The organism is Thermomonas alba, assembly GCF_022419205.1.
In the GTDB taxonomy this organism is placed as follows: domain Bacteria; phylum Pseudomonadota; class Gammaproteobacteria; order Xanthomonadales; family Xanthomonadaceae; genus Thermomonas; species Thermomonas alba.
The window spans coordinates 1-18,407 of sequence record NZ_JAJOZU010000004.1; the positions used below are offsets into that span (position 1 = coordinate 1).

At 63.4% G+C, this 18,407-nt stretch carries 15 protein-coding genes and 1 pseudogene; 12 read left to right on the forward strand and 4 right to left on the reverse strand.

The genetic code is table 11. The annotated features are described in order from the left end of the window. A partial coding sequence (locus ML342_RS06870; RefSeq protein ID WP_240126307.1) for a hypothetical protein occupies positions 1–320 on the forward strand: 320 nt, incomplete at its 5' end. Positions 321–1,202: 882 nt separating this feature from the next. Here the strand turns inward: ML342_RS06870 and ML342_RS06875 are convergent. From ML342_RS06875 to ML342_RS06885, 3 genes and pseudogenes are all read right to left on the reverse strand, one after another. After that, entirely contained in the window at positions 1,203–1,700 is a 498-nt protein-coding gene (locus tag ML342_RS06875) for a hypothetical protein (protein ID WP_240126308.1), read from the reverse strand. Positions 1,701–1,902: 202 nt separating this feature from the next. Next, positions 1,903–3,324 carry an HlyD family type I secretion periplasmic adaptor subunit gene (locus tag ML342_RS06880; protein WP_240126309.1) on the reverse strand — a complete coding sequence of 474 codons (1,422 nt, stop codon included), beginning with the start codon at positions 3,322–3,324 and terminating at the stop codon, positions 1,903–1,905. Next, positions 3,321–5,457 (reverse strand): annotated as a pseudogene (locus ML342_RS06885) (type I secretion system permease/ATPase). The gene ML342_RS06880 and the pseudogene ML342_RS06885 overlap by 4 nt, the downstream one beginning before the upstream one ends. A 236-nt stretch (positions 5,458–5,693) precedes the next feature. Here ML342_RS06885 and ML342_RS06890 point away from each other — a divergent pair. From ML342_RS06890 to ML342_RS06930, 9 genes are all read left to right on the forward strand, one after another. After that, positions 5,694–5,882 carry a hypothetical protein gene (locus ML342_RS06890; protein WP_240126310.1) on the forward strand — a complete coding sequence of 63 codons (189 nt, stop codon included), beginning with the start codon at positions 5,694–5,696 and terminating at the stop codon, positions 5,880–5,882. 10 nt (positions 5,883–5,892) lie between these two features. Then, a complete protein-coding gene (locus tag ML342_RS06895) occupies positions 5,893–6,375 on the forward strand; it encodes an LEA type 2 family protein (protein ID WP_240126625.1) in 483 nt (160 codons plus the stop codon). A 102-nt stretch (positions 6,376–6,477) separates the two neighbouring features. Then, entirely contained in the window at positions 6,478–8,271 is a 1,794-nt protein-coding gene (locus ML342_RS06900) for an acyl-CoA dehydrogenase C-terminal domain-containing protein (RefSeq protein WP_240126311.1), read from the forward strand. A 169-nt stretch (positions 8,272–8,440) separates the two neighbouring features. Further along, the gene (locus ML342_RS06905) at positions 8,441–9,106 is read left to right on the forward strand and encodes an HNH endonuclease (RefSeq protein ID WP_439655178.1); all 666 of its coding nucleotides are present in this window, start codon (positions 8,441–8,443) and stop codon (positions 9,104–9,106) included. Between the two features lie 347 nt (positions 9,107–9,453). Further along, positions 9,454–10,701: an NnrS family protein gene (locus ML342_RS06910; protein ID WP_240126312.1), complete on the forward strand. Its 1,248-nt coding sequence runs from the start codon at positions 9,454–9,456 to the stop codon at positions 10,699–10,701. Positions 10,702–10,711: 10 nt separating this feature from the next. After that, the gene (locus ML342_RS06915) at positions 10,712–11,137 is read left to right on the forward strand and encodes a SirB2 family protein (protein ID WP_240126313.1); all 426 of its coding nucleotides are present in this window, start codon (positions 10,712–10,714) and stop codon (positions 11,135–11,137) included. A gap of 128 nt (positions 11,138–11,265) precedes the next feature. Next, positions 11,266–13,080 carry a pyridoxal phosphate-dependent decarboxylase family protein gene (locus tag ML342_RS06920; RefSeq protein ID WP_240126314.1) on the forward strand — a complete coding sequence of 605 codons (1,815 nt, stop codon included), beginning with the start codon at positions 11,266–11,268 and terminating at the stop codon, positions 13,078–13,080. 53 nt (positions 13,081–13,133) lie between these two features. Continuing rightward, positions 13,134–14,231, forward strand: coding sequence for a PLP-dependent cysteine synthase family protein (locus tag ML342_RS06925; protein WP_240126315.1), 1,098 nt, complete (start codon positions 13,134–13,136; stop codon positions 14,229–14,231). Then, complete coding sequence (locus ML342_RS06930) at positions 14,228–15,721, forward strand: UbiD family decarboxylase (RefSeq protein WP_275672417.1); 1,494 nt, start codon at positions 14,228–14,230, stop codon at positions 15,719–15,721. Before ML342_RS06925 ends, ML342_RS06930 begins: the two co-directional genes overlap by 4 nt. Before the next feature lie 96 nt (positions 15,722–15,817). Here ML342_RS06930 and ML342_RS06935 read toward each other — a convergent pair whose 3' ends face one another. Continuing rightward, positions 15,818–16,303: a DnrO protein gene (locus ML342_RS06935; protein ID WP_240126317.1), complete on the reverse strand. Its 486-nt coding sequence runs from the start codon at positions 16,301–16,303 to the stop codon at positions 15,818–15,820. A 190-nt stretch (positions 16,304–16,493) separates the two neighbouring features. Between ML342_RS06935 and ubiU the strand changes: the two genes are divergently transcribed. Together ubiU and ML342_RS06945 are read left to right on the forward strand one after the other, a co-directional pair. Beyond that, complete coding sequence (ubiU, locus tag ML342_RS06940; RefSeq protein WP_240126318.1) at positions 16,494–17,492, forward strand: ubiquinone anaerobic biosynthesis protein UbiU; 999 nt, start codon at positions 16,494–16,496, stop codon at positions 17,490–17,492. 10 nt (positions 17,493–17,502) lie between these two features. Next, positions 17,503–18,375 (forward strand): U32 family peptidase, encoded by an 873-nt coding sequence (locus tag ML342_RS06945; protein ID WP_240126319.1) that lies wholly within the window; start codon positions 17,503–17,505, stop codon positions 18,373–18,375. Positions 18,376–18,407: the final 32 nt, after the last annotated feature.

Genomic DNA, 18,407 nt, shown 5'->3' on the forward strand with positions numbered 1-18,407 from the left:
ACCCGCCTGAAAGCGCCGGAAACGGCGCGTATACAGGGCATTGGAACGGCATTCGAGGCAAAAATCTGCCTTGGGAGACCGAGATCGAGGCGTCAGGGCGGGTTGTTCAGACCTTCCCTAAGGTAGAAGTGAGATTGCTAATTTTTTCCGCAAGAGCCCGTGATGCAGCGGCATCCTCACTTGCGGATTTTGCCGCATTTTCAAACGTTCTACTTATTACCTCGAGCGTGGATCCAGTCGCTTCTTCAACGCCATCCCTGAAAATTGGGGTTGCGAAAAAAGTCGCCATCCAAGCATTAAACTCGGAATATGACATATAGGTCGTCTGCTGAGAGCCATCCGGCATAATCATTCCTTATTGGTTGAGTTTTTAGAGGGGAAAACACTTAACCGGAGTTGCCCGGCAATGAACGCAATAGCAACAAACTTGCCCCATCGTATGAATGCCCCTACGTATGCATTCCCGTATTCACATCCTTTACAGAACGATGGTTCTGGTGGGGCATATACTATGCTAAAGAATAAAAACACCCCACCCATGATCAGAATGAAGAAAATCTTCTTCCCCCCAATATAATGAGGAAACCTGACAGATCTAATGTAGGTCGAAAAAAATAGGATAGGCGAACATAGCCATAGCATTATCAACTGCCCCCGCACAGCATCCGGATATAAACTTCGATCAGCATGACGATCAATTGAAGTAAAAGGAAAAACATCTAGCGACGCTATCCCCTTCAGGAAACCAGCGCCAACGCTATGTGAAAAAAATAACCCACACAAAACACATCCAATCAAAATTGTCATATTGATATAGTTAAAGAATGGACTCCCCCTTAATCCATCTTTGATTTTATTCGCAAACTTATTCATAACACATTCCAGTCATTATTCACAAAAAGACGACGCCCAGAAAACCCAAGTAAAAAAAACAGCGCCCTCGGGAAAACGGTGTTAGAGACACTTTCACGGAGAGACTCTTCCTTAAAAGTGTCTCTGACACCCTTTTCCAGCCCGATATCCTGAATTTATTCCCTCAAGCGTTGCTTCAAATGGAATTCGCCCTTGTTTAATTGCTGCGTCATACGCCAGCTTATATCCATCCGCAAACCCATCAGAGAAGGATACATACTGAAGGAGATATTCCTGAAGTTCATCAAAACTAAAATTCTCACTTTACGGCACCGTCAATTCCTCATTTATTATGGCAGTAATTGCGAATCAGCACGGGCTGAGAAAATAAATATTACAACAAACGAAAAATAAACGATCAAACCTATAAAGGAACCACCAATTGACAATCCAAACCAGCCAGATTTCAACATTCGACTCACCAGCATTGCCCTCCCATACCCTCCTCCCGCATCGCGACACACCAACAAGTAGGGCAAAACCGCCATCACAACGCCTATAATTAAAATAAAAGCAACAACCGAAAACTTCACACTCAATCCACTTTCAATCCTTGACTTCATGTACTGATTATGTTTTTTATAATTAATAAATAACATTACCGGCAGAACAATGACTATCATTGATGAAAAATAAATGAAAGCGCCATTTGTATTTTCCTGAGACGCCGGACAAATTGACGAAATTGAAAGACGTGGCATTTCAAGGGCAACCCAGGAAAACGGGATTGAAATAAATAAAATAATTACCCAAACACGCAAAAGGACTCTGTCATTATCGTTATTCACTGAATTCACCTCAATGAGAATTAATTTTGGATCAGGCGCATAGCGGGGAACTCGCCGAGGAATCAGTCAACACTGTTGCGAATCAGAGTTGAACTCGCCGATTCAAAAAAGCCTCATTCCCGACCACAATCCTCACGGACAGCCTCCACAACGTTCGAAATCCCAACGACGCTTTTTCCAGTTCCATGGCGACATCTTTGCGCTACCGTTCCCGCATCGCCTCCTGCGCATGCGTTTGCAACGGACTCAACAGGTAATCAATCACCCGCCGCTTGCCGGTCTTGATTTCCACGCTCAGATTCATGCCCGGCGTGAGCTTCACCTTCACCCCGTCGATCACCAGCGCCGCATTCCGCAACCGCACCCGCGCCGGGAACACCAGCCCCAGATGCTCGTCCTGCGCCGCATCGTGCGAGATCGTCTCCACCACCCCTTCCAGATACCCGTAGCGGGTGTACGGGAAGCTCTCCACCTTCACCGTGGCGCGCTGGCCCGGCTTGATGAAGCCGATGTCCTTGTTCAGCACCGTGGCCTCCACTTCCAGCGTGTCCGCACTCGGCACTACCGCCAGCAGCGCCTGCGCCGGCGTCACCACGCCGCCCTCGGTGTGCACGGCCAGCTGCTGCACGGTGCCGTCCACCGGGGCGCGCAGCTGCATCAATTGGTCGCGCTGCCCCGCCTTGGCAACCTCCGGCTGGGACTGGGCCATTTGTTCGCGCGCCTGCCGCAGATCGTCCAGCGTTTGCTGCAAGGCGTCGGTGTCCAGCACCCGCAGTTCTTCCGCCGCGCCCTGTATCGCCGCTTGTACTTCCACCCGGCGGCGGCGCTGGGCGGCCAGATCCCGCTCGGCGGCAATGCGCTCCTGCTCGCGCAGCAGGTAGTCGTGACGGCCCACGTACTTGCCTTCCACCAGCCGGGCGAAGTCCGCCGCGCGTTCCGCGGCGATGCGCGCGGTTTGTTCCAGCGGCGGGATCAAGGCGTCGATCGTGGACAGTTCCGCCCGGCGCTGCGCCAGCGTGGCCTGCAGATTGCCCCGGCGTGCGCGATACGCCTGGAACTGGCTCGACGCCAGCGCGCGTTCCGCCGCGTAGCGCGCTTCCGGCAGGCCGGGATTGCCAGCCAGCTGCGGGAGGCGGTCGTGCGCATAGGCATCGGCCAGGGCCGCCAGGCGCAGCTCGGCCAGTTTGGCGGCCATCAACGCTTCGCCGGCGCGTTCGTAGTCGGCGTCCGCGGCGGTAGCATCCAGTTCGATCAGGAGATCGCCGGCCTTCACCGCCTGCCCGTCCCGCACCAGGATGCGCTTGACCACGCCGGCTTCCAACGGCTGCACCACCTTCGTGCGCGAGCCCACCACCGTCTTGCCCGGCGCCACCGCCACGATCTCCAGCTGGCCGATGCAGGCCCACAGCAGCGCGACAGCGAAGAACGCCATGATCGCGCGCATGATCCAGCGCGAGGCGGGCGAGACCGGCGTGTCGGTCAGTTCAAGGTGCGCCGGCAGGAAGGCGAGTTCGTCTTCGCTGCGCCGGGGCGGATCCAAGGTGGCGCGGATCGACCAGGCGGCCTTGAAGACTTCCGTGTAGCGCGCGAGGAATTCGCGCAGGGCAGCGAATATGTGCTTCATGCCAGCCCCTGCTGGAGTTGGTGCAGCCGGGCGTAGTGGCCGCCGGGGCGATCCACCAGCTCCGCGTGAGGACCCGCTTCCACGATGCGGCCCTTCTCCACCACCACGATGCGGTTGGCCATCCGCACGGTGGAGAGGCGGTGGGCGATGATCAGCACGGTGCGCCCCTTGCAGATAGCGCGCATGTTGCGCATCACCGCGTGCTCGGACTCGTAGTCCAGCGCGCTGGTGGCCTCGTCCAGGATCAGGATGCGCGGATCGGTGATCAGGGCGCGGGCAATGGCGATGCGCTGGCGCTGTCCACCGGACAGCGAAGCCCCATGCTCGCCCACCACGGTGTCGTAGCCTTCCGGCAGCTCCAGAATGAAGTCGTGCGCGCCGGCCAGCTTCGCCGCGTGGATCACCCGCTCCAGTCCAAGGCCCGGATCGCTGAGCGCGATGTTCTCGCGCACGCTGCGGTTGAACAGGAAGTTCTCCTGTAGCACCACGCCCAGCTGCCGGCGCAGCCAGGCCGGATCGGCCAGCGCCAGGTCGTGGCCGTCGATCAGCACCCGCCCGCGCTCGGGCACGTACAGCCGCTGCACCAGCTTGGTCAGCGTGCTCTTGCCCGAGCCGGAGCGCCCGACGATGCCGATCACCTCGCCCGGCGCGATGTCCAGATCGATGCCGGCCAGCACCTCGCCAGCGTCCGGACGATAGCGGAACGTCACGCGCTCGAAGGTCACCCGGCCTCGGATCGCGGGCAGTACCATCTTGCTGCCCGGCAGTTCGGTACGGGTATTGAGGATGTCACCCAGCCGCTCGACCGAGATGCCGACCTGCTGGAACTCCTGCCACAGCTGTGCCAGCCGCACGATCGGTGCGGCCACCTGCCCGGCCAGCATGTTGAAGGCGATCAGCTGGCCCAGCGACAGCTTGCCCTCGATGACCAGCCGCGCCCCGAAGAACAGGATTGCGATGCCCACCAGCTTCTGCACCAGTTGGATGCCCTGCTGGCCGATGGTCGCCAACCGAGTGACGCGGAACGAGGCGCCGACGTACCCCGCCAACTGGTTGTCCCAGGTACGGGTGACGCGCGGATCGACGGCGGTGGCCTTGACCGTGCCTATACCGTTGATGGTTTCCACCAGGAAGGCCTGGTTGTCCGCGCCGCGGGCGAACTTCTCATCCAGCCGCTTGCGCAACACCGGCGTGATCGCCGCCGACCACAGCGCGTAGGCCGGCAGCGACAGCACCACGATCAGGGTCAGCCAGCCGCTGGAACACCACGGTGAACAGCAGATCCAGCAGCGAGGTCAGTGCCTGCCCAGTCAAGAAGCTGCGGATGTTCTCCAGCTCCCGCACCCGGGCAATGGTATCGCCCACCCGCCGCGACTCGAAGTAGCTGAGCGGCAGAGCCAAGATGTGCCGGAACAGGCGCGCACCCAGTTCGACGTCGATCTTGCTGGTGGTGTGGGCGAACACATAGCTGCGTAGCCCGGTCAGCACCACGTCGAACAGCGCGATGGATACCAGCCCCACGGCCACGACCTCCAGCGTGGTGATGGCGTGGTGCACCAACACCTTGTCCATCACCACCTGATAGAACAACGGCGTCACCAGTGCGAACAGCTGGATGAACAGCGAAGCGACCAGCACCTCGACGAGCAGTTTGCGATACTTGACTACCGCCGGCACGAACCAGCGGAAGTCGAATTTCGCCAGTTGTCCCAGCACCGAGGCCCGCGAGGCCACCTGCAACAGGCGACCTTGGTAGCGGTTCGCGAACTCCTCGCGCGACAGCTTGCGAGGGCGCTGTTCGGCCGGGTCGTGGATAAGGACGGCGTCCTCGCTCGTGCGGGCCACGATGAAATGCCGACCTTCCTCATCCAGTGCCAGCGCAGGTAAGCTGGCGAAAGCGAGGCGCGCCGCCGGCGGGTGAGTGATTTTTGCCTTCAGGCCCAGCTGTTTGGCCGCCAACAGCAGCGCCGGCTCGTCGAACGGTTTGCCGCCATCACCGAACTGGTGCGCCAATTGCGCCGGGTCGGCGGCGATGCCGTGGAACTGTGCCAGCAGCACCAGACCATACAGGCCGGCGTCCCGTCGTTCGACTTCAAGCCTCGATGCGTCGGAATTGCTGTTTTCCGCGCACACGCGCAGCCCGGCAGTCTGCGCCTGCCCACCTCCCTGTGCCATGTTTCAGAACTCCAATCCCCAAGCATATCCGTGACGTGCGTCACGGCGCGGAATCATAGGCAAAGCATATCGAAGATGCAATTCGACAAATTTCCTAGCGTCCGATGCTTCTTGCTTCCTCACCTTACCACCCGTAGGTTCCTGCTCATCACCTGCGGGTGTATGGTCGCCACTTAGCCTAGGGGGAACACCACATGGACATCCACGACATCGCCCTGACCTTGTACACGCAACTGGTCGGTGCCCACCGCGACACGCCGCAGGACGACGCCGCGCGCATCGCCCTGGGACGCGAGGCCTATCGCTATGCCGAGGCCTTCGTCGCCGCCAAGGATCAATACATCCGCGAGCAGCCCGTCCCCGTCAATGAGCAAGGCTTCTAAGATGCGCCCGATGCGCGTGCTTGCCTGCCTTGCCAGCACCACCCTGGCCGCCGCCGTGCTGGCGCTCTCCGCCTGCAGCAGCGGGCCGGTGCGGCGGGTCTCGGAACCGACCGCCAGCATCCAGCAGCTGCGCGTGCGCGCCGACGGTGAGTGGGACGTGCAGCTGCGCCTGCAGAACTACAGCAGCGTGCCGATGCGGTTCGACCGCGTCGCGCTGGCGCTGGCGTTCGACAACGGCCCGGCGGCGCAGCTGGAACTGTCGCCTGGGCTCGATGTCGGCCCGGAATCGGCAGACGTGGTCAACGCCACCCTGACCCCGCTGCCTGCCGGCCGGGCGCGCGTTGCCGCCGCGCTCGCGGACGGCGCCGCACTGTCCTACACCCTGTCCGGCAGCCTCGACGCCACCCCACAGGATGGCAAGCAGAGGGCGTGGACGATCCAGCGCGAAAGCGCCCTTTCGCCGGTTCCCGGCCTGCCCGGCGCGCTGCGCTGACCCGGCCACGGCGGCGGTCACGCCATCACACCATACGCTGTAGTATGCTCAAGTCCTGAGGTGGGCCGATCGGCGGCCCACGCCGGTGATGGACTGTTCCTCATGAGCACCTACAAAGCCCCCTTGGATGACCTTCGCTTCGGCCTGTACGACGTGCTGGGCGCGGAGGCCCTGTTCGCCCGCCTGGGCTATGCCGACGCCAACCGCGAGCTGGTGGACGCGGTGCTGGACGAAGCCGCTCGCTTCACCGAGACCGTGCTGGCCCCGCTCAACCGGGTCGGCGACGAGGTCGGCTGCCAGTACGACAAGACGACCGGTAGCGTGACCACTCCACCCGGCTTCAAAGAGGCTTTCGACAAGTTCGTGGAAGGCGGCTGGACCGGCCTCACCAACGCCCCCGAGCACGGCGGCCAGGGCATGCCCGCGCTGCTGGGCGGCGTCCTCACCGAAATGGTGGACAGCGCCAACCTGGCTTGGGGCAACTTCCCGATGCTCAGCCACGGCGCGGTCAAGGCGCTGGAGACCTACGGCGAGGACTGGCAGCAGGACGTCTTCCTGAAACCGCTGGTGGCCGGCACCTGGACCGGCACCATGTGCCTGACCGAGCCGCACTGCGGCACCGATCTGGGCCTGATCAAGACCCGCGCCGAACCTATCGCCGACGGCAAGTACGCCATCACCGGCACCAAGATCTTCATCACCGCCGGCGAGCACGACCTCGTCCCCAACATCGTGCACCTGGTGCTGGCCAAGCTGCCGGACGCGCCGCCCGGCGCCAAGGGCATCTCGCTGTTCGTGGTGCCCAAGTTCAAGGTCGCGCGCGACGGCACGGTGGGCGAGCGCAACGCGGTGCGCTGCGGCGCGATCGAACACAAGATGGGCATCCACGGCTCGGCCACCTGCGTGATGAACTTCGACGGCGCCGAGGGCTACCTGGTCGGGCAGCCGCACAAGGGCCTGCAGGCGATGTTCGTGATGATGAACTCCGCCCGCCTGGGCGTGGGCGTGCAGGGCCTGGGGCTGTCCGAGCGCGCCTACCAGAACGCGCTGCGCTACGCGCGCGAGCGGTTGCAGTCGCGTTCGCTGTCCGGCCCGAAATACCCGGACAAGCCGGCCGACCCGCTGATCGTACAGCCGGACGTGCGCCGCATGCTGCTCACCCAGAAAGCGCTGATCGAAGGCGGCCGCCTGCTGTCCCTGCATGCCTACTCGCTGCTGGACGTGGCCGAGAAGGCCACCGATGCCGGCGAGCGTGAGCGCGCCGAGACCCTGGTGAGCTGGCTGACGCCGATTTCCAAAGCCTGCCTGACCGAATGGGCGATCGAGAACACCTACAACGCCCTGCAGTGCTTCGGCGGCCACGGCTACATCCACGAGCACGGGATGGAACAGTACGCGCGCGACGCCCGCATCACGACGCTGTATGAAGGCACCACCGGCATCCAGTCGCTCGACCTGATCGGGCGCAAGACCGCGGCCACGCAAGGCGCCGGGCTGAAGCTGTTCCTGGCCGAAGTGGAGGCCTTCGCGAAGCAGCACGAGGGCGATGCCGCGCTGGCCGAGTTCATCGCGCCGCTGCGCGCCAAGTGCGAGGAATGGGCCAGCCTGACCCGGAACGTGCTGCAACGCGCGGCGACCAATCCGGAGGAGCTGGGCGCAGCCAGCACCGACTACCTGCTGTATTCGGGCTACGTGGTGCTGGCCTACTGGTGGGCGCGCAGCGTGGCCGCCGCCAATGCGTCGCAGCGCCCGCAGCCGTTCAAGGACGCCAAACGCGACACCGCCCGCTTCTACTTCGCCCGCGTGCTGCCGCGCACGCTGGCGCACAAAGCCGCGATCGACGCCGGTGCCGGCCCGCTGATGGCCCTGCCCGACACCGGCTTCGGTCCGCAGTAAGCCGCGATCACCCTGCAAGCCCGCGCCGAGTTCCCGCCCGGGAACTCGGCGCGCTGACTGTATGAGCGGCGCTGCCTGGACGGTATGGGAGGCAGCATCACAGCCGGGAGCGCATATGCCTCGGGGCGGTACACAAACCGTCATGGACGCGGTATAAGCTGATCTCCCGATGGAGAGCGACAGCGCGATCTTGCGTCTGGCCCAGCACGGCCCTCGTCCCGCTGCTTCACGGCATGCGGTCCGGGACGTATCGGCCATCGCTGCAGGATTCGCTCCGCAGCTGCGCCTGCTGGCGCTCGACGCACACGGCCGCGCCCTCGACTGGATGAGCTGGCAGGATGCCGCCTGCCTGTATGCGCGCGGCGCGGTCGCCTGGACCCTGGGCGACCCTTGTCTGGAACTGCACGGCGGCATCAATCGCGACAGCGGCCAGCGCAGCGTGCTGCAACTGCACCCCATCATCGCCGCGCGCGGGCACGTACGCCCCGCCGCCATCGCGCCCACGCCCGCGCTCACCAACCAGGCCCTGTTCGCCCGCGATCAATACCTTTGCCTGTACTGCGGGCGCGAGTTCTCGCGGCATGCGCTCACCCGCGACCACGTGCTGCCGGTGTCGCGCGGCGGGCGCGACGTGTGGGAAAACGTCGTCACCGCCTGCGTGCAGTGCAACTCGCGCAAGGGCAACCGCACCCCGCAACAGGCCGGAATGCCGCTGCTGGCCATCCCTTACCGCCCGAGCTGGGTCGAGCACTTGATCCTGTCGAACCGCAACATCCTCGCCGACCAAATGGAGTTTCTGAAGGCGCAGATGCCCCGCCATCCGCGCGCCGGCTGAGCACCACCGCGCACGCACTTTCTGCGGTGCGTAATGGAAGGCCATTCCTAAGGAAGGTCTGAACAACGCCATCCAGGCGCTGTCGGCTCACACGCATCGATCACGTGCATGAGGGATGCATTGCGCCCATGTCACGGCTTCCAGTTCCCAGGAACAACCTCTTGACGACTCACACCTAAACATTCCCGGACCAGAATCGGGCGTGGCTCCTGGATCGAGATCTGCTTGAGAAGGTTGTACAGCACGGGTTGCGGTGGAGCACCCCTTCTGCTCCACCTCCACGGCCAGGGTTCCGCTTTCTGACTTGGATCAAGGCAGCCGGTCGGCACTACCGCAACACTCCCTACATGCATTCGATCGTTTCCCCTTCTTCCGGCCGGCTCTCGCTGGCCCTACTGGCAGCCGCCCCACACCGGCTGCTGTTCTTCGTCGGCGCGAGCAACGTGCTGCTGGCGATGGGCTGGTGGCTGCTGTGGCTCCTGGATGCACGCTGGAGCGCGATCGGCCTGCCCACCAATACCCCGTTCGGCGGCTGGATGCATGCCTTCGTGATGCAGTACCAGTTGCTGCCGCCGTTCATGTTCGGCTTCCTGATGACGACCTTCCCGCGCTGGATGGGGCTGCCGGAACTGGCGCGCTGGCATTACGTGCCGGTCGGGCTGGGACTGCTGGGCGGGCAGCTGGCGGTGGTCGCTGGCCTGCTGCTGGGACAGCCGGCGATGCTCCATGTCGGGGTGCTGATGACGCTGGCCGGCTGGAGCTACGGCCTGGTGCAGTTGCTGCGGGTACTGCTGGCCGAGCGCCGCGCCGGACGCGGCCCGACCTGGCACGCCTGGTCCTGCTTCGCGGCGCTGGCGCTGGGCCTGGCCGGGGTGCTGCTGATGGTCGCGTTCCTGCACGGCGCGCCCGGATGGACGGTGCTGGTTTCGATCAAGCTGGGCACGTTCGGCCTGCTGCTGCCGGTGTATGCCACGGTGGCGCACCGGATGTTCCCGTTCTTCGCCGGCAACGTGGTGCCCGGCTACCGCGCATGGCGGCCGCTGTGGTTGCTGGCCGCGCTGTGGGGCCTGCTGCTGGCACATTTGGCGCTGGAGCTCGTGCATGCGAATGCGTGGCTGTGGCCGGTCGACGCGGCGCTGGCACTCGGCAGCGCATGGACGCTGTGGCGCTGGTGGCCGCGCGGCAGGGCGCCGGGCCTGCTGTGGGTGCTGTTCATCGGCTTTGCCTGGCTGCCGCTGGCGTTCGCGCTGTATGCGCTGCAGAGCGCGATCTACGCCGCCAGCGGCGAGTTCCTGCTCGGCCGCGGCCCGGCGCATGCGCTGTTCATCGGCTTCTTCGGCAGCCTGCTGGTGGCGATGGTGACGCGGGTGACCCAGGGCCATTCCGGCCGACCGCTGGCGATGCCGGCCGCCGGCTGGTTCGCCTTCGCGCTGCTGCAGCTGGTGGCGCTGGTGCGGATCGTCGCGGAGATCGCGCCCGACACCTATGCTTGGCAGGCGGTGGCCGCCGCCGGCTGGCTGCTGGCATTCCTGCCCTGGGTGCTGCGCTCGCTGGCGATCTACCTGCGCCCGCGCGCCGACGGCCGGACGGGCTGAGGAAGGGTGGATGACGATGGACGCTTCCTCGCCTCTGCTGGCCTTCTATCCTCAGATCAAGTGGGTGCACGTGCATGCCGCGCTGTGCAGCGGCACCCTGTTCTCGCTGCGCGGCGGCGCATCGCTGCTGGGCGCGCACTGGCCGTGGCACTGGCTACCGAGATACGCCAGCTACACCATCGACACCATCCTGCTGACTGCGGCCACGATGCTGTTCTCGATGCTGCCCGGCGCCGTGTTCGCGAACGGCTGGCTGGGCGTGAAAGTCGTGCTGGTGGTGGTGTACATCGCGCTGGGCATCCTGGCCATGCGCGAGCGCCTGCCGCGCCGCCGGCGCGTCGCGTTCTACCTGGCGGCGCTGGCCACGTTCCTGACCATCTACGGCATCGCACGCACGCATGATCCGTCCGGCTGGCTGCGCCTGCTGATGCACTAGCCAAGAGCTTCCGACCGATGCAAGACCATTCCGCCCCTGCGCGCGCACCGGATGCCTGCTTTCTCGGCCCTTACGGCGAGAACGACACCCTGCTGGAAAAACTGCTAGTCGAGTTCCTACGCGACCACGTGTACTGGCGCCGCAACTTCCATCCGGAGGATCCTCCGGCGATCTCCACGGCGGCGGCACAACGCCCCGACTACCAGGCCTTCGAAGCGCGCATGCGCCGCGAGCTGCACCAGCTGTCGGCGGCACTGAAGAAGTCGGTGCCGTTTCACAGCCCACGCTACATCGGCCACATGGCCTCCGATCTCCTGCTTCCGGGCCTGGCCGCGCACATCCTGACCCTGCCCTACAACCCCAACAACGTCTCCGAGGATGCCGCGCCCGTCACAGTGGATCTCGAGGTCAAAGCGGGGCTCCAGCTCGCCGGAATGCTCGGATACCCCAACGACCCGAGCCGCCCGGATTGCGCATTCGGTCACCTCACCTCCGGCGGCACCCTGGCCAATTACCAGGCGCTGCGGCTGGCGCTTGCGATGAAGGCCTTTCCAGTCGCGCTGTGGGCGTCCGGGATCGGGGATCTTCCGCTGCCCGAGGATGCCTGGCACGCCTTCAACCTGCATCCCCAACGCGCCATCGAGCTAGTCGAGGCCTGGCAACGCTGGCAAGCCGAAGCCGATGGCGGGATGCGCAGGCGCTGGCGGGAGAAGGTCGAGCGTTCACGCATCGAGCATCTTGGCCTTGCCGCCTTCTTCGCCCAGCACCCGAGCCTGCGCCCCCCGAAGGTGCTGGCGCCGATCACTGCTCACTATTCATGGAGCAAGGGCTGCAAGTTGCTTGGCCTCGGCCGCGCCCAGCTCGAACTGCTGCCCCAGCGCGGCATGCGGATCGACGTGGCGGCGCTGCAGGAGACACTGGATCGCTGCCTGCGCGAGAAGCAGCCGGTGTTGATGACGGTGGCCGTCATGGGCACCACCGAATACGGCACCATCGACCCGATCGACGCCGTGGTGGCGGCGCGTGAACACTTCGCGGCGGAAGGCCTTGGTTTCTGCGTGCATGTGGATGCCGCCTGGGGCGGCTATCTGGCCACGCTTCTACGCAATGCCGATGGCAGCCTTCGCCCGCGCGAAGACGTCGCCGCCGAATTCAAACGCTTCCCCGCCCCCGAAGTGTATGCCGCGATCGCCGCACTGAGTCAGACCGACTCGGCCACGGTGGATCCCCACAAGCTTGGCTATCTTCCTTATGGAAGCGGGGCTTTCGTCTGCCGCGACCATCGTGCGACGGCACTGCTGTCCGAAGAGGCCGACTACGTCTTTCACGACAAGCCTTCGCAGGACTATATGGCCCGCTACCGGGGCCTGGGAAGATTCATTCTGGAAGGCTCCAAATCCGGCGCGGCAGCAGCCGGGGTGTATGTCGCCCAACGGGTACTTCCGCTGGATCACACCCACTTCGGCCGTCTGACCGCCCAGACCGTACACGCCGCAGAGTCTTTCTATGATCGTGCTATGCGCTTTGCCGAGGACATGCAGTCCAGGGTGCACGCCGTCATTCCCTTCCAGCCGGACAGCAATCTGGTCTGCCTTGCGCTGAATCCGGCCGGCAATCGCGATGTCGCCCATGCCAATGCCTTCCTGCGCCGCCTTTACGAACAGTTGCGCTGCGACGTCAATCGGCCGCTCCAGGACAAGCAGTTCTTCGGCTCGATCACCACCCTACGCCCGGATGCACTCGGCGAGACTGAAACTCGACGCATCCTCGATGTCCTCGGGCTCGACCTGGCCAGCCTCGGAAGAGATGGCAACGACCGCCTGCTGATCCTGCGCCACACCCTCATGAATCCCTATCTGATCGACCACGAGAACGGCATCAGCTATATCGACCTGTACTTCGACTATCTTGGTTCGAGCATCCGCGCAATGCTTGCCCAATGAGTTGGGTGCGGTCACCAATCGAACCCATGCCATATCCGCCGCAAGAGCAGCGGATGGATGGATCGCGATTTCCCGAAGCCCGTGCATGGGTGCATGACGCCATTGCCAAACTGGAGCAGGAAGCCACCCGCTCCGCCGATACCCACCTGCTGCGGCTGGACTTCCCGGGATTCCCCGGGATCCCGTTCTATCTCAAGGACGAGGCCAGCCATCCGACCGGCAGCCTGAAACACCGGCTGGCGCGCTCGCTGTTCCTGTATGCGCTGTGCAATGGCCGCCTGGGCCGGGGTCAGACCGTGGTGGATGCCTCCTCCGGCAGCACCGCGATTTCCGAAGCCTGGTTCGCGCGACTGCTGGGCCTGCCGTTCATCGCCGTGATGCCGGCCTGCACCGCGCCACAGAAGATCGCCGCCGTGCAGGCTCTCGGCGGCATTTGCGACCTGGTCGAAGACCCGCTGACCGTGCATGCGCGCGCCGCCGAACACGCCAGCAACGGCGCCTGCCATCTCGACCAGTTCGGGCTGGCCGAGCGTGCCACCGACTGGCGCGGCAACAACAACATTGCCGAATCCATCCTTGTCCAGCTACGCCGCGAGCCGCAACCGGTGCCCACCTGGATCGTCTGCGGCGCAGGCACCGGCGGCACGTCCGCCACCATCGGTCGCTATCTGCGCTATCGCCGCCTGGAAACCCGCCTGTGCGTGGCCGAGCCATCTGGGAGCGCCTATGCGCACGGCTGGCGCACGCGCGATCGCAATGCAGTCGCAAGCCGACCAACCCTGCTCGAAGGGATCGGCCGTCCACGCGTGGAGCCCGGCTTTCTGTTCGATGTGGTGGATGCGGTGATCGAAGTCGAGGATGCCGCATCGATCGCCGCCGCGCTGCTGCTGGAAGATCTGCTCGGCGTTCGCTACGGAGGCTCCTCCGGCACCAACTTCGTAGCCTGCCTACAGCTGGCCGCAACCATGCGCGAATGCGGCCAGACCGGCAGCATCGTGATGCTCTTGTGTGATCGCGGCAGCCGCTACCAGCAGACCCTGTTCGATCCCAATTGGCGCGATACACATGGCATTGATGTCGTGCCCTGGAAGCGATCGCTTGCAAACACGCTCGACTCAGGACTATTCGCGCCCCCCGACCTGCCCGCATGAGCTTTCACGATTTACGTGCCTTTCTCGAGGCCCTTGAGCGTCGCGGACACCTGCGGCGTGTGTCCGCAACCATCGACCCCGAACTTGAAACCACCTCGCTCTGCCTGCGCGCCTTACGCGAAGGTGGGCCCGCGCTGCTGATGGAACACCCGCTCGGCAGCGACCACGCCTATCTCGGCAACCTGTATGGCCATCGCGACCGCATCGAGGCAGCGCTGGCCGGACGCCCGCTGGCGTCCCTACGCGAGCTCGGCGAGCTGCTGGCGGCGATCCGCGAGCCGCGCTGGCCCTCCAGCCTGCGCGCGGCGCTCGACTGCTGGCCGGAGCTGGCACAGCTGGCGCACGTCGCCCCCCAGAAGGTGCGCGAGGCTGCGTTTCAATACGCGACCCTGGAAGGCGACGATATCGACTTATCCCGCCTACCGATCCAACGCTGCTGGCCGGAGGATGCCGGCCGCCTCATCACGCTTGGACTGGTGATCACCAGAGGCCCCACCAAGCCACGTCAGAACGTCGCAATCTACCGCCAACAGGTCATTGCGCGCAACAAAGTGATCATGCGCTGGCTGCCACACCGCGGCGGCGCGCTAGACTTCGCCGACTGGAAAGCACTCCATCCCAGCCAGCCATTTCCCGTACTCGTGGCGATCGGAGCCGACCCGGCCACCCTGCTGGCGGCAGTGGCGCCGATTCCCGATACCCTGTCCGAATACGAATTCGCCGGCCTGCTGCGTGGCCAGCGCACCCGCGTCTGGCCCAGCACATTGACCGGACTGGATGCGCCCGCGGGCTGCGAGATCCTGCTGGAAGGCTTCATCGATCCAACTGAAACCGCGCTGGAAGGCCCATTCGGAGATCACACAGGCTATTACAACGCCCAAGATTACTTCCCGGTCATGACCATCCAGCGCATGCATCTGCGCAAGGATGCAATCTACCAGGGCAGCTACATGGGCCGCGCGCCGTTCGACGAACCCTCGGTAATGGCGATGGCGCTGAACGACGTATTCGTTCCGCTGCTGCGCAAGGTGTTTCCGGAGATCGTGGATTTCTACCTGCCGCCGGAAGCTTGCTCCTACCGCATCGCGGTAGTGTCGATCCACAAGCAATATCCCGGCCACGCACGCCGGATCATGATGGGCATCTGGTCATATCTGCGCCAGTTCACCTACACCAAGTTCGTGATCATCACCGACGAGGACATCGACGTGCGCGACTGGTCACAGGTGATCTGGGCGATTTCCACCCGCGTCGATCCAGCGCGTGACAGCGTGCTGATCGACAGAACCCCGATCGACTACCTCGACTTCTCCAGCCCCACCCCAAACCTCGGATCGAAGCTGGGACTGGATGCCACCAACAAATGGCCAGCGGAAACCACGCGTGCCTGGAGCAAGCCAATCAAGCTGGACGTCGAGGTGGAAAAGCGGGTCGATGCGCTGTGGCAGCAGATCATGGCTGGATGTGAGCGCACACATCGGCTTCCGTAAGCGCACGGGGAAGCACGTAAAGTGCATGCCTGCCCCTGGAGAACGCAGTACCTGCGCGCGATGGCCAACCTGCCTCCCTGCGCTTGAATGGCCTGATCACTCGGCCGGCTGGCTCCACTGCGCGTCATCGAACAACTGCGGATACTGCGCCAGCGCTTCCTGCATCGACACAAGCTCAGTCGTTCCGAACGTACCAGCCCGCACGGCATTGGCACCCACGATGAATGTCGCCAACAATCCGTGCAAGGCCGCATCCGCTTGCGGCTCGAGCTTGCAGTTCGCGATCATGTTCCGGATCGCGGCATCGATTTTTTCCACCGCATTGTCTCGCTGGACATCATCGAGATGCCCCATCTTGTAATGGTGGAGCGCTTCGGTCGCCTCACGCAGGTTGCGCATGCCCGCGCGTAGTACTGCATCGCTCGCCCAACGGTGCGCCGGCACCTTCGGTCTGGCCGCATCTCTGACTTGCGCGACAGAGTCGTGATGAATGGTTGACTTGGCCGCAACAGAAGGCGTCGACAGCGCGCTGTCAAGCGCCAGCGCAGTCACAAGCGCCGGCACATACATCGACAGAATCATCCTGGACAGCATAGTGTTCTCCGATGACACGCGGGCTTGACCGCGCACCGCGCTACCATCGCGGTAGCTCGTGCGACACGCCATGACCTACGTCAACTTCAGTAGCGCCGGATGTCTGGCAGTTTGATCCACGTCAATGACGCCGAAGCGTCTGAGCCAGACCATGCATGCGTATCATCGAGGAGCCCCCATGCAACTGGTCTGTCCTGCCGGCAATCTGCCTGCTTTGCAAGCCGCCATAGATGCAGGTGCCGATGCAGTCTATGCCGGCTTTCGCGATCAGACCAACGCCCGCGCTTTTCCAGGACTGAACTTCAGTGACGACGAACTGCGCGCCGGCATCCGCTATGCACATGACCGCAACGCCAAGGTCTATCTGGCGCTCAACACCTATCCCGAAAGCGCGCGCCTGCAGGATTGGTACGCTGCCGTGGACAAGGCCGCCGAGCTCGGCGCCGATGCCATCATTGTGGCCGAGATGGCTGTGCTGGACTATGCCGCGCGCACTCATCCCAACCTGCCGCGCCATCTTTCCGTGCAGGGCAGCGCCACTACCGCTCCAGCGTTGCGCTATGCCTTCGAGCGCTTCGGCATCAGCCGCGCAGTGCTGCCGCGGGTGCTTTCGCTGCAGCAGGTGGAACGCCTGTGCGAAAAATCGCCCGTGGCGCTGGAAGTATTCGCTTTCGGAAGTCTGTGCATCATGGTCGAAGGACGCTGCCAACTCTCGAGTTACGTCACCGGCGCATCACCAAACCGCCATGGGGTGTGCTCGCCAGCCAAATTCGTACGTTGGGACGAGCATCCAGACGGCAGTCGTAGCGTGCGCCTGAATGGCGTGCTGATCGACGAGTTCACCCCTGGCGAAGCTGCAGGCTATCCCACCGTATGTAAAGGTCGGTTCGAAGTCGGCAACGAGGTCTTTCACGCGCTGGAAGAGCCGACCAGCCTCAATACGCTGGAGCTGCTTCCCAGATTGAAGCAGATCGGCGTGGCCGCGCTGAAAATCGAAGGCCGCCAGCGCGGCGTGGCCTACGTCAGCTCGGTCACCCGCATCTGGCGCAACGCGATCGATCAGGTCATCGCCAGCCAGGCTCACTGGCAGCCCAAGCCGGAATGGCAAGCCGGACTGTCACGTCACGCCGAAGGCCATCAAACAACCCTCGGGCCCTACCATCGGGCATGGCACTGAGATGCGAACGATGAAGCTCAGCCTCGGGCCTTTACAATATTTCTGGCCACGCGAGCGCACACTGGCGTTCTATCGTGCTGCGGCCCATTGGCCGGTGGACATCATCTACCTTGGCGAGACGGTTTGCAGTAAACGGCGCGAGTTGCGCACTTCCGATTGGCTGTCGCTTGCTGAAGAGCTTTCCGCATCCGGCAAGCAGATCGTGCTGTCAACGCTTGCGCTGATCGAAGCCGAATCCGAACTCAGCGTGCTGGACCGTCAAGTCTCCCATGGCGGTTTCTGGATCGAGGCCAACGATCTGTCTGCGGTGCAGCTGTGCAGGGAAAAGGGACGCCCGTTTGTAGCCGGACCAACCCTCAACGTCTATAACCATCGCGCGCTGGAAATGCTGGTGGAAGATGGTCTGCGCCGGTGGGTCCCAGGCGTCGAGCAAGGACATGCACTCCTTACCGAACTCATGACCGCCTACCGCATCAGTGGCGCCCCCGTTCCGGAACTGGAAGTGATCGCCTGGGGTCGGCTGCCGCTGGCATTCTCGGCGCGCTGCTTCACCGCACGCGCATTCGACGTGCCGAAGGATAAATGCGGATTCCGCTGCATCGAGCATCCCGACGGTCTTTCGCTTTCCACACGCGAAGGCAATCCATTCCTACGCATCAATGGCATTTCGATCCAAGGAGAAGCCATCACCGATCTTGGCCCGGAGCTACCTATGCTGAGTGGGCTCGGGGTTGACATTCTGCGCATGTATCCACAGCCAGAGGGGATGGAAGAAGTCGTATTGCATTTCGATGCAGCACGCCGTAGTCATCTCCCTCCTGCCAGGATTGGCGCTCGCAACGGCTACTGGCACGGCGAGGCAGGCATGCCGTTACCGGCCTGATTCGATCACGGAAATCCGCAGAGCGGCGGTTT